Source organism: Streptomonospora sediminis, assembly GCF_054778995.1.
In genome coordinates, this window is sequence record NZ_BAAGYZ010000012.1 from 165,042 (window position 1) to 175,357 (window position 10,316).

At 73.3% G+C, this 10,316-nt stretch carries 10 protein-coding genes; 2 read left to right on the forward strand and 8 right to left on the reverse strand.

The annotated features are described in order from the left end of the window. Window positions 1-9: 9 nt before the first annotated feature. Together ACYVD5_RS04475 and ACYVD5_RS04480 are read right to left on the reverse strand one after the other, a co-directional pair. On the reverse strand, window positions 10-1,413 hold the full coding sequence (locus tag ACYVD5_RS04475; RefSeq protein ID WP_460999606.1) for an NAD(P)-binding domain-containing protein: 1,404 nt from the start codon (window positions 1,411-1,413) through the stop codon (window positions 10-12). A 147-nt stretch (window positions 1,414-1,560) separates the two neighbouring features. Further along, window positions 1,561-2,169, reverse strand: a complete 609-nt coding sequence (locus ACYVD5_RS04480) for a TetR/AcrR family transcriptional regulator (protein WP_460999617.1) — start codon at window positions 2,167-2,169, stop codon at window positions 1,561-1,563. A 268-nt stretch (window positions 2,170-2,437) separates the two neighbouring features. On the opposite strand from ACYVD5_RS04480, the gene ACYVD5_RS04485 reads away from it, so the two are divergent. Continuing rightward, window positions 2,438-3,202 (forward strand): SDR family NAD(P)-dependent oxidoreductase, encoded by a 765-nt coding sequence (locus ACYVD5_RS04485; RefSeq protein ID WP_460999607.1) that lies wholly within the window; start codon window positions 2,438-2,440, stop codon window positions 3,200-3,202. A gap of 426 nt (window positions 3,203-3,628) precedes the next feature. Here ACYVD5_RS04485 and ACYVD5_RS04490 read toward each other — a convergent pair whose 3' ends face one another. The 6 genes from ACYVD5_RS04490 to ACYVD5_RS04515 form a co-directional block, all read right to left on the reverse strand. Further along, the gene (locus tag ACYVD5_RS04490) at window positions 3,629-3,823 is read right to left on the reverse strand and encodes a ferredoxin (protein ID WP_460999608.1); all 195 of its coding nucleotides are present in this window, start codon (window positions 3,821-3,823) and stop codon (window positions 3,629-3,631) included. A gap of 130 nt (window positions 3,824-3,953) precedes the next feature. Continuing rightward, window positions 3,954-5,189: a cytochrome P450 gene (locus ACYVD5_RS04495; protein ID WP_460999609.1), complete on the reverse strand. Its 1,236-nt coding sequence runs from the start codon at window positions 5,187-5,189 to the stop codon at window positions 3,954-3,956. Between the two features lie 117 nt (window positions 5,190-5,306). Further along, a complete protein-coding gene (locus ACYVD5_RS04500; protein ID WP_460999610.1) occupies window positions 5,307-6,536 on the reverse strand; it encodes an NAD(P)/FAD-dependent oxidoreductase in 1,230 nt (409 codons plus the stop codon). Beyond that, a complete protein-coding gene (locus tag ACYVD5_RS04505; RefSeq protein ID WP_460999611.1) occupies window positions 6,533-6,733 on the reverse strand; it encodes a ferredoxin in 201 nt (66 codons plus the stop codon). The genes ACYVD5_RS04500 and ACYVD5_RS04505 overlap by 4 nt, the downstream gene beginning before the upstream one ends. Further along, window positions 6,730-7,500 (reverse strand): TetR/AcrR family transcriptional regulator, encoded by a 771-nt coding sequence (locus tag ACYVD5_RS04510; protein WP_460999612.1) that lies wholly within the window; start codon window positions 7,498-7,500, stop codon window positions 6,730-6,732. The genes ACYVD5_RS04505 and ACYVD5_RS04510 overlap by 4 nt, the downstream gene beginning before the upstream one ends. A gap of 2 nt (window positions 7,501-7,502) precedes the next feature. Further along, entirely contained in the window at window positions 7,503-8,723 is a 1,221-nt protein-coding gene (locus ACYVD5_RS04515) for a cytochrome P450 (RefSeq protein ID WP_460999613.1), read from the reverse strand. A 115-nt stretch (window positions 8,724-8,838) separates the two neighbouring features. Here ACYVD5_RS04515 and ACYVD5_RS04520 point away from each other — a divergent pair, with 115 nt between their 5' ends. Then, the gene (locus ACYVD5_RS04520; RefSeq protein WP_460999614.1) at window positions 8,839-10,302 is read left to right on the forward strand and encodes an MFS transporter; all 1,464 of its coding nucleotides are present in this window, start codon (window positions 8,839-8,841) and stop codon (window positions 10,300-10,302) included. The last annotated feature ends 14 nt before the right edge of the window (window positions 10,303-10,316 follow it).

Genomic DNA, 10,316 nt, shown 5'->3' on the forward strand with positions numbered 1-10,316 from the left:
CGCCGTGGATCACTGCAGGGCGGGCGAGGCCGGGCGGGAGAACCCGACCGGATCCGCACCGCTCGTACCGCAGCAGCCACCACCCGCGGCCGCCGCATCGGACTCCTGCTCCTTTTCCCGTTCCGGTTCCTGCTTGTGCCCCGAACCTGAACCCGCATCCGCGGCTTCGGCGAGTCCGGGCCCCTTGCACACCCCTGTTTCGGGCAGCTCCAGTTCCACCCGCGCGGCCGACTCGGTATCGCCCGCCAGCTCCGCGGCGATGCTGCGCACCTGCTCGTAACCGGTCAGTGCGAGGAACGTCGGCGCGCGGCCGTAGGACTTCATCCCGGCCAGGTAGAACCCGGGCTCGGGGTGGGCCAGTTCCGCGGCGCCGTGCGGGTAGACGGTGCCGCAGGAGTGCACGTTGGGGTCGATGAGCGGCGCCAGTGCCACCGGCGCCTGCAGTGCGGCGTCCAGCCCCAGACGGATCTCCGACAGCGGCGCGAGGTCGGGGCGGAACCCGGTCAGCGCGACGACTTGGTCGACGGGATCGAGCGCCCGGCCGTCGTCGCCGACCAGCACCGCACCGCTGCCGCCGCTGCGGACCTCGGCGGTGCGGAAGCCGGTCACCACGTCGACGTGTCCGCCCCCCACGGCCCGCTGCGCTTGCTGTCCCAGGGCACCGCGCGCAGCGAGTCCGTCGTCGGCTCCCCCGCCGAAGGCGTCGCCGATCCCGTCCCGGCGCAGCACCCACACCGCGCGGGTGCCCGGCTCCTGCGCGGCCAGCTCGGCCAGCGCCACCAGTGCGGTCAGCGCGGAGTGGCCGCTGCCCACCACGGCGGTACGGCGCCGCGCGTAGCGGGCGCGCACGCCGGGGTCGGCCGGGTCGGGGATCCGGTGGCCGATCCGGTCGGCGGCGGCGTCCTCGCCGAGCGCGGGCAGTCCGTCGGCGCCCAGCGGGTTGGGCGTGCCCCAGGTGCCCGAGGCGTCGATCACCGCGCGGGCGAGCAGGCGCTGCTCGCCGCCGGATGTCCGGACCCGCACGGTGAACGGCCGCTGTGCCCGGTCGGCGTCGACGACCCGGTCGCGGCCCTGGCGGCTCACGCCGGCGACCTGCGCGCCGAAGCGCACCCGCTCCCCCAGGGCCGCGGCCAGCGGTTCCAAATAGGAGCCGGCCCATTCGGCTCCCGTGGGGTAGGCGCCGTCGTCCGGGCGCCGCCACCCGGTTGCGGCCAGCGTTTTCCCGGCGGCCGGGGACACCAGGTCGCGCCAGGAGGAGAACAGCCGCACGTGTCCCCATTCGCGCACGGCCGCCCCTGCGGAGGCGCCCTGTTCCAGTACGACCGCGGCGATACCGCGCTGCTGCAGTTCGGCCGCTGCGGCCAGTCCGACCGGACCCGCTCCGATCACCACGACCGGAAGCTCTGTCGCCATGACACACCCTTTCATCGATGTTCGTCGATTCATGGCACTTTATAGATGTCGGTCGATGAATTCAAGGGGGTTGCGGGCACACAACCGGCCCGACCGCGGGACCCGAGCGCAGGGATGCCAGGACCCGAAACGCGGGTCAGGCCGCGGTTATCGGGCGGCGGCCTCGAAGGCGGGCAGGCCGCTGGCGACGGTGGCGAGCGCGGTGCGCCCGAGGGCGCCCATGCCGCCGGGGGGCGGGCCGTCTCCGGCGGAGCGGTAGCGGGCCTGCTCCTCGGCGGCCAAGCGCAGCGCGGCATTGAGGGCGGCGGCCTGCACGCGCACGGACAGCGCGTCGGCGGCGGCGCCCGTCCGGTCGGCGATGATCTCGGCGAACACCGACTCGGCCGCGTGGTGGACCTCCAGCCAGACCGCCTTCAGCGCGGGCTCGTGCCCGGTCATCCAGATCAGGTCGGCGACCGGCCCGGCGGCCAGGGACTCGTCCGCCCCGAAGACGCCCTCGCGTTCCAGGTGGTCCAGCAGTGCGGTGCCGCGGGGGCAGGAGCGGAGCCGCTCGGCCATGGCCTCCAGCCCTGTGGTGAGCAGCGGCCGCACGCAGCTCTCCTTGCTGGGGAAGTAGCGCCACAGCGTGCGCGTGGAGATCCCGATGGCATGGGCGATGTCGTCGCCGGTGGTGCCGGCGACGCCCTTTTCGGCGAACAGGGCGACCGCCGCGCGGGCGATCTCCAGGCGGACGATCTCCTTGCGGCGCCGGGTCATCGGCGGGCGGCCGCCCCGGCCCGCCGCGGAAGCGCGTTCGGAGGCCATGTGCCCCACCGGTCCTTCCTGGCACTCGACACCACCGCGGACCGCCAGCGTACCGCGGATCCGGCTGCGAACGACGAAATGTCGCTCAGTGACAAAAAGTCGTAGAGTGACAGATACCGGGCGGACCGCGGCCCGGCTCAGCTCTCGTTGGGCGGGCCGGCCCTGCACGGCAGCAGTGCGCGGCAGACGCCGAGCGCTGAAGACACTGAAGGGACTTTCCATGATCGAATCGGGCCTGCGGGACAAGAACGCGATCGTCACCGGCGGCGGTTCGGGCATCGGCCGCGCGACCGCGCTGCGCCTGGCGGCCGGGGGCGCCCGCCTCCTCATCGCCGACATCAACGCCGAGTCCGCCGAAGAGGCGGCGGCACAGATCCGCTCCTCGGGCGGTACCGCCGAGGTCGTCGCGGGCGACCTCAGCGACCAAGAGGTCGTCGACGAGGTCGCCGACGCCGCCGCCACCCGCCTCGGGGGCGCCGACATCCTGGTCAACAACGCCGGGATCATGGACGACCTGTCGGCCGCCGGCGATGTCACCGACGCGGTCTGGGAGCGGCTCATCCGCATCAACCTGACCGCGCCGTTCCTGCTCACCCGGGCGGTTCTGCCGCAGCTGCTGAACCGGGGCGCGGGCTCGATCGTGTTCACCGCGTCGGAGGCCTCACTGCGCGGCAGCGCCGCCGGAGCCGCCTACACGGCGTCCAAACACGGCATCGCGGGCCTGGTGAAATCCACCGCGATCCTGTACCGCGACCAGGGCATCCGGGTCAACGCCGTGGCGCCCGGCGGCACCGCCACCGGCATCTCCGTCGACCCGGCCGCGGCACCGACCGGACCGGCGGCGCTGGGCAACTACAGGGGCAACATCGGCCGGGTCGCCGACCCCGCCGAGCTGGCCGCGGCCATCGTCTTCCTCGCCTCGGACGCGGCCGGCAACATCAGCGGCGCTATCCTGCCGGTCGACAACGGCTGGTCGGCGGTCTGAGCCGCTGAACCGCTGAGCTGCGCGGCCTAGCCGGCCGCCCGCACATCCGCGCGCGGCCCGCCGGGCTGCGGGGTGACAATGCGCCCGCTATGCCGGGTTCTTGTTGATGACCCTGCGGAAATGCCGAGATCCGGCGCCGGATCTCGGCATTTCCGCAGGGTCGGTGCGTCGCCCGCCCCCGCCGTCTGCGGTGGGAGCGGCGACCGCGCCCCGGCCGCCCGCGGCCGTTGCCGCTGCTTTCAGCCCGGGCCACCTGATTGCCGGCCGCGGGCAAGGCCGCCGGGCGGACCCGTATCCACCCCGGTCCCCGGACGCACCGGCCGCCATGGCACGGCCACCCACCGGTGCCTGCGTGCGGGCCGGCTTCTCCAGGGGTGATCGATCCACCGGAGACGGCGGGCCGGGAGCGCCCGGCCCGCCCGGCGGTCATTCCTCCACGGTGATGGCCAGCGCGGGGCAGATCGCGGCGGCCTGGCGGACGTCCGCGGCGCGGTCGGCCGACGGCTCGGAGATCAGCACCACGGCGACCCCGTCCTCGTCGCGCTGGTCGAAAACGTCGTCGGCCGCCATCACACACTGGCCGGACGCGACGCATGCCTCTTGGTCGACGGTGACCTTCATCGGATTCTCCTGCTTTCCTGTCCCGTTATCTCCGGATTCGATGCTCCCACGGCCCGATGCCCGCTGTTTCCCGACGCCCGGGAAGCCCACACAGCCCGGATAACCCGCACACCCCGGGCTCCCCGGACCGTCACCAGGTCACCGGAAGCTCATGGACCCCGTACACGGACTTGTCGTGCTTGAAGTTGATCCGGTCCATCTCCGCCGCCAACCGCAGCGTGGGGATGCGCCGGTAAAGGGTGCTGTAGACGACGTTCAGCTCCATGCGGGCCAGCGACTGCCCCAGGCACTGGTGCACGCCGAACCCGAACGCCACGTGGTGGCGGGCGTCGCGGTCGAGGTCCAGGCGGTCGGGGTCGGCGAAGGCGGCACCGTCGCGGTTGGCGATGTCGTTGGGCAGGATCAGCCCTTCGCCGGCGCGGATGGTCCGCCCGGCGACCTCGATGTCCTCCAGCGCGACCCGCCGCCGCCCGTTGTGCGTGATGTTCAGGTAACGCAGCAGTTCCTCGACCGAGCGGGAGACCAGCTCGGGGTCGTCCTCGTCGCGCAGGCGCGCCAACTGGTCGGGGTGCTGCAGCAGCGCGAGTGTGCCCAGTCCGATCATGTTGGCGGTGGTCTCGTGCCCGGCGATCAGCAGCAGCACCCCGATCTGGGCGGCCTCGCTCTGGGACAGCTCCTGGGCCCGGACCCGCTCGCCCAGCCCCGACAGCAGATCGTCGGCAGGCTCGGCCAGCTTCGGGCCCATCAGCCCGTACAGGTACTCGCTCAGCCGGCCCAGGGCCGCGGAGCGTTCATCGGGCTCGGCGTCGCGCTGGACGATGACCTTGCTGTTGGCCTGGAAGAAGTCATGGTCGGAGTAGGGCACGCCGAGCAGTTCGCAGATCACCAGGGACGGCACGGGCAGCGCGAACGCCTCGACCAGGTCGACCGGCTTGGGGCCGGCCAGCATGTCGTCGATCAGCCCGTCGACGATCCGCTGCACCGCCGGGCGCATCGCCGCGACCTTTTTGACGGTGAACGGCGCCGTCACCATCCGCCGCAGCCGGGCGTGCTCGGGATCGTCCATCAGGATGAAGCCGATCTTGGAGCCGCCGCCGCTGGGCTTGGCGGAGAGCGGGTAGCCCTCCCGGGTGGCGTCGGCGCTGACGCGCGGGTCGGCCAGCACCGCCCGCTGGTCGTCGTAGCGGGTGACGACCCACGGCGTACTGCCGTCCCACAGCCGCACCCGCGCCAGCGGGCCGTACTCCTGCAGGTCGTAGAGGGCCGGGGGCGGGTCGAAGGGGCAACCCGCCGCCCGCTCCATCGGGAAGTCGGGCAGCGGCTCTGCGGTCTCGGTGCCGGTGCCCGACTCCATGGTGTCGCTCATCAAATCCCCTATGTCCGATTACTGAGTGTGTCCGTACCAGGGCAGGCGAAGGCGGGCGCAGCGGCGCCGCAGCGGCTGCGGCGCCGGTATTCCGCGGAGGCCCCCGCCCCGCCCCGGCTACCGCGCCGCGGGGGCGCGGCCGTGCAGGGCCTCGGCCGCTCGCAGCCGGGTCTGCTTGGGCATCCGCCAGCCGAGGACCGCGGTGACGCGCCCCTCGCGCCGGTACTCGGCGACGAAGCGCCGGTCGGCCGGGCCGGCGCCTGCGTCGCCCTCGACGACCGCGAACTCGGCGTCGGCGGAGGGCAGCCCGTGGATCTGGAGCTTCACATCGAACTGGTCGGTCCAGAAGTAGGGCACCGGGCGGTAGGGGGCGTCACCGCCTAGGACGGCGGCGGCGACGGCTCCGGCCTGCTCGGTGGCGTTGGTGCGGTTCTCCAGCCGCACCGGGGCGCCGAGCGCCTCGTGGTGCCAGCGCGCCACGTCGCCGACCGCGTAGATTCCCGGGGCGGCGCGGCAGCGGGAGTCGCAGACCAGCCCGTTGTCCAAGTGCAGGCCGCTGCCTGCGAGCCAGTCGGTGACCGGGTCCGCGCCGATGGCCACGGCGACGGTGTCGGCGGGCAGCACCTCGCCGGTGTCCAGCAGTACGCCGTTCACCCGGCCCCGATCGCCCTGCAGGCCGCTGACTCCCGAGCCCAGGCGCAGCCGGACGCCGCGCTCGGTGTGCAGCTCGGCGAGCAGCCCCGCGGCCCGGGACCCGAGCTGGGCCGCCATGGGCGCCGGCTGCGGGCCGGCGAGGGTGACGTCGGCGCCCAGGCCGCAGGCGGTGGCGGCGATCTCGGCGCCGAGCACCCCGTCGCCGACGACCACGACGCGCGCGCCCGGCCGCAACTCGGCGCGCAGCGCGAGCGCGTCCTCGACCGAGCGCAGCACGTGGGTTCCGGCCAGTTCGTCCTGCCCGGCCAGCCGGCGCGGCCGCAGCCCGGTGGCGACCACAACCGCATCGGCCCGCAACGCCCGCCCGGAGGCGGTGTGCACGGTGTGCATGCCGCCTTCGACCACACCGCCTGCGCCTGTGCCGGCGCCCACTTCCAGGGCGGTGGCCGGATCGCCGTAGCCGAACTCGGCGCCCAGCTCCGACAGTGCCGCCTGCGGGCGCAGTTGCACCCGCTCGGGCTCCCACACGCCCGACAGCACCTGTTTGGCCAGCGGCGGCCGGTCGTAGGGCGGGTGCTTCTCCGCGCCGAGCACGGTCAGCGCGCCCTGGTAGCCCTGGCGGCGCAGCGCTTCGGCGGTGGTGAGCCCCCCGGCGGAAGCGCCGACGATCACGACACCGGCGCGGGTGGTCACTGGGCCTCCCCCAGTTCGATGGCGGCCCCCGGGCAGACGCTCGCGGCCTCGCGGACCGCGGCATAAGCCGCCTCGGGCGGGCGGCCGTCGAGAACGACCGCGATGCCGTCGCCGTCGCGCTGGTCGAACACCTGCGGTGCGATCAGCACGCACTGCCCGGCGCCGCAGCACCGGTCCTCGTCGACGTGGACCTTCATCCGCGGTTTCCTCCGTTGCGCTGCGGGTTGTACTGCGAGCCGTTCTCCGGGCCGTTCGCCGACCGGTTCTCGGGGTGGGCTTCGATGCACCAGGACGCCGCGTCCTGCGGTTCGCCGCCGCCGGGCGGGGTGACCGGCGCCAGCCACATGCCGGTGATGGCGTCGATCAGCCCGGTGGCGGCGCCGTGCCAGTCGGCTTTGGGGGTGGTGGCGCCCTGGGCGAGCCGGCGTTCCCGTTCGGCGCACATGTGCACGATGAGCTGGCCGGCCATGTTGCTGCGTTCGACGTGGACCGCCAGCGGCAGTTGCGGCGTGCACCGGTTCAGCCCTTCGCGGACCTCGCGCAGCGGCAGCGTGGACATCGACTCCTCGACCATGATGCCGCGCAGCACGGGGTCGGTCATGACCTGGGCGCCGAACCGGGCGTACCAGGAGGGCACGCCGAGTTCGGCCAGATGCTCGGTGACCGGGCGGACGAGGCAGCCGACCCAGTCGCGGATCTCGCCGGAGGCGCGCGCCCGGTCGAGCCACTGCTCGCGCGCCCGCTCGATGGGGCTCGCGTGGCGGCGCACGATCGCGCGCACCAGTTCGGCCTTGCTGCCGAAGTGGTAGCTGACCGCGGTGTTGTTGCCCTGTCCCGCGGCCTCTGAGATCTGGCGGTTGGAGACGGTGACCACGCCGCGTTCGGCGAACAGCCGCTCGGCCGCAGTGAGGATCTGCTCGCGGGTGGTGTTGGCCTGCCGGTCCTTTGCGGTTCGGTCGGACATGTTCACCACCGCACCGGGACCTCGCTCAGCCCGCCGACGACCAGGCCGTCGACCCGCTGCAGGTCAGCTTCGTCCACGGCGAGTTCGAGGGTGGGCAGCCGCCGCAGCAGCACGTCGAGCACCGCCTGCAGTTCGGTGCGGGCCAGCGACTGGCCCAGGCACGAGTGCGGGCCGGCGCCGAAGGCGATGTGGGTGTTGGGGCTGCGGCCCAGGTCCATCTCGCCGGCGCCGCCGAAAGCGGTCTCGTCGCGGTTGGCCGCGGCCATGCTGCACACCACGGTGGTGCCGCTGGGCACGGTGGTTCCGCTGACCTCGGTGTCCTCGCTGATGTACCGGGGCAGGCCGAATCCCTGGTTGGCGTCGAACCGCAGGCACTCCTCGACTGCGGTGCGGACCAGCGAGCGGTCGGCGACCAGGCTCTCCCAGCGGCTGCGGTCGGCCAGCAGCATGGCGGCCATCTTGCCGATCATGTTGGCCGTGGTCTCGTGCCCGGCCACCAGCAGGCCCTGGCCGGTGGCGGCCAGTTGGGCGTCGGTCATGCCCTGGCCGTCGTCGCCGGTGGCCTGGGCGAGCTCGCTGAGGAGGTCGTCGCCGGGGTTGGCGCGCCTGTCGGCGACGTGGGCGGCCATGTACTCGCCGAACGCGGCCTGGGCCGCGCGGATCTCGTCTTCGGTGTAGCGGGTCAGGTTCAGCAGCGTGTCGGACCAGTAGGAGAACCGGTCGCGGTCGGTCTCGGGCACGCCGAGCAGGTCGCAGATGACCCATACCGGCAGCGGGAACCCGAGCGCCGCCTTGAGGTCGGCGGGCTGCCCGCTTTCGACCATGCGGTCGATCAGGTCGCCGGCCATCTGCTCGATGCCGGGCCGCAGCGCGGACATGCGCTTGGCGGTGAACCACTTGGCGACCATGAGCCGCCACCAGCGGTGGCCTGCGCCGGATTCGGGGATGGTCGAGCTGACGCCGCTGTTGAAGACGCCGCCGGACTCGTTCTTGGCGATGCGCGCGGCATCGGGGGCGTCGAGCCGGCGGGTGAACCGCGGGTCCGACAGCACCTGGCGGACGTCGTCGTAGCGCGTCAGCAGCGAGGCGGTGTCGCCGCTGGGCAGCCGCACGTGCGCCACCGGGCACTCGCCGCGCAGCTCGGCGAACTCCCGGGGCTCTTCCAGCGCCTTCGGCGGCTCCAACGGATAGTCGAGCGTGGTCCCATCCGGGGTGCGGTCCAATTCCGGTCTCCTTTGGTCGGGGCTTCGGCTCGACCAGTCAATCCGACGCGATAACTTAAGTCAAGCGATTGATTTAAATGCTGGAAACGCTGCCGACACGGAGGTCCCCGCGTTGTTGAACCCGCCCACCGAAGCGGCCCGCACCGGCGCCCGACCGCGGACCGCCGCGGTCGTGGCCGTGCTGGCCTTCGCCGGGATCGTCGTCTCGCTGATGCAGACGGTGGTGATCCCGCTCGTGCCCATCCTGCCCCGGCTAGTGGGCGCCTCGGCCGCCGATACCACCTGGGCCATCACGGTCACCCTGCTCGCCAGCGCCGTTGCGACCCCGGTCGTCGGCCGGCTCGGCGACATGTACGGCAAGCGGCGCATGCTGCTGGTCAGCGTGTCCCTGCTGGTGATCGGATCGGTGGTCTGCGGACTGAGCACGTCGCTGCCGCCCTTGATCGCCGGGCGGGCGCTGCAGGGCCTGGCCGCCGGAGTCATCCCGCTGGGCATCAGCATCATGCGCGACGAACTGCCCGGCGAACGGCTCGGATCGGCGATCGCGCTGATGAGCGCCTCGCTGGGGGTGGGCGGTGCCCTCGGCCTGCCGGCCGCGGCGTTCCTGGCCGAGCGCACCGACTGGCACGTGCTGTTCTGGGCGTCGGCCGGGCTGGGCGCGCTGGCCTTCGTGCTGGTGACGGCCATCGTGCCGGAGGCGCGGGTGCGCACCGGCGGGCGCTTCGACGCCCTCGGCGCCGCCGGCCTGTCGGCCGCGCTGGTGTGCCTGCTGCTGGCGATCTCCAAGGGCGCCGACTGGGGCTGGACCAGCGCCACCACAATCGGCCTGTTCTGCGCGGCGGCCGCCGTACTGGTGCTGTGGGGGCTGTGGGAGCTGCGCACCCGCCAGCCGCTGGTCGACCTGCGCACCAGCATGCGCCGCCAGGTGCTGCTGACCAACGCCGCCTCCACCGTGTTCGGCTTCGCGATGTTCGCGATGTCGCTGGTCTTCCCGCAGCTGCTGCAGCTGCCCGCCTCGACCGGCTATGGCCTCGGCGAGTCGATGGTCACCGTCGGGCTGGTGATGGGCCCCTCCGGGGTGGTGATGGTGGCGATGGCGCCGGTGTCGGCCCGCATCTCCAAGCTCGGGGGTCCCAAGACGACACTGATGCTGGGCGCCGTCGTGGTGGCGTGCGGCTACGGGCTGAGCATCGTGTTCATGTCGGGTGTGTGGCACCTGGTGCTGGTCTCCAGCGTCATCGGGGCCGGGATCGGCCTGGCCTACGGCGCCATGCCCGCGCTGGTGATGGCGGCCGTGCCCGTCTCCGAGACCGCCGCCGCGAACAGCCTGAACACGCTGATGCGCTCAATCGGGACCTCGGTCTCCAGCGCCGTGGCCGGTGCCGTCCTCACCGGGATGACCACCACGTTCGGCGACCTGACCGCGCCGTCGCAGGACGGCTTCCGCGTCGTGATGGCCATCGGTGCCGCGGCGGCACTGACCGCGCTGGCGGTGGCGGCGTTCCTGCCCCGGCAGCACCGCGCCGCCCCGGCCGACCCGCCGGCCGGCACGGCCGAGGCGGCACCGGCCCGCGGCTGAGCGGGCGCCGGGGC

Bases quoted from the DNA above. Each gene is read 5' to 3' on its own strand.
- ACYVD5_RS04475 (WP_460999606.1), bottom strand. From the start codon at position 1,413: ATGGCGACAGAGCTTCCGGTCGTGGTGATCGGAGCGGGTCCGGTCGGA.
- ACYVD5_RS04480 (WP_460999617.1), bottom strand. From the start codon at position 2,169: ATGACCCGGCGCCGCAAGGAGATCGTCCGCCTGGAGATCGCCCGCGCG.
- ACYVD5_RS04490 (WP_460999608.1), bottom strand. From the start codon at position 3,823: ATGAAGGTCACCGTCGACCAAGAGGCATGCGTCGCGTCCGGCCAGTGT.
- ACYVD5_RS04505 (WP_460999611.1), bottom strand. From the start codon at position 6,733: ATGAAGGTCCACGTCGACGAGGACCGGTGCTGCGGCGCCGGGCAGTGC.
- ACYVD5_RS04495 (WP_460999609.1), bottom strand. From the start codon at position 5,189: ATGAGCGACACCATGGAGTCGGGCACCGGCACCGAGACCGCAGAGCCG.
- ACYVD5_RS04485 (WP_460999607.1), top strand. From the start codon at position 2,438: ATGATCGAATCGGGCCTGCGGGACAAGAACGCGATCGTCACCGGCGGC.
- ACYVD5_RS04510 (WP_460999612.1), bottom strand. From the start codon at position 7,500: ATGTCCGACCGAACCGCAAAGGACCGGCAGGCCAACACCACCCGCGAG.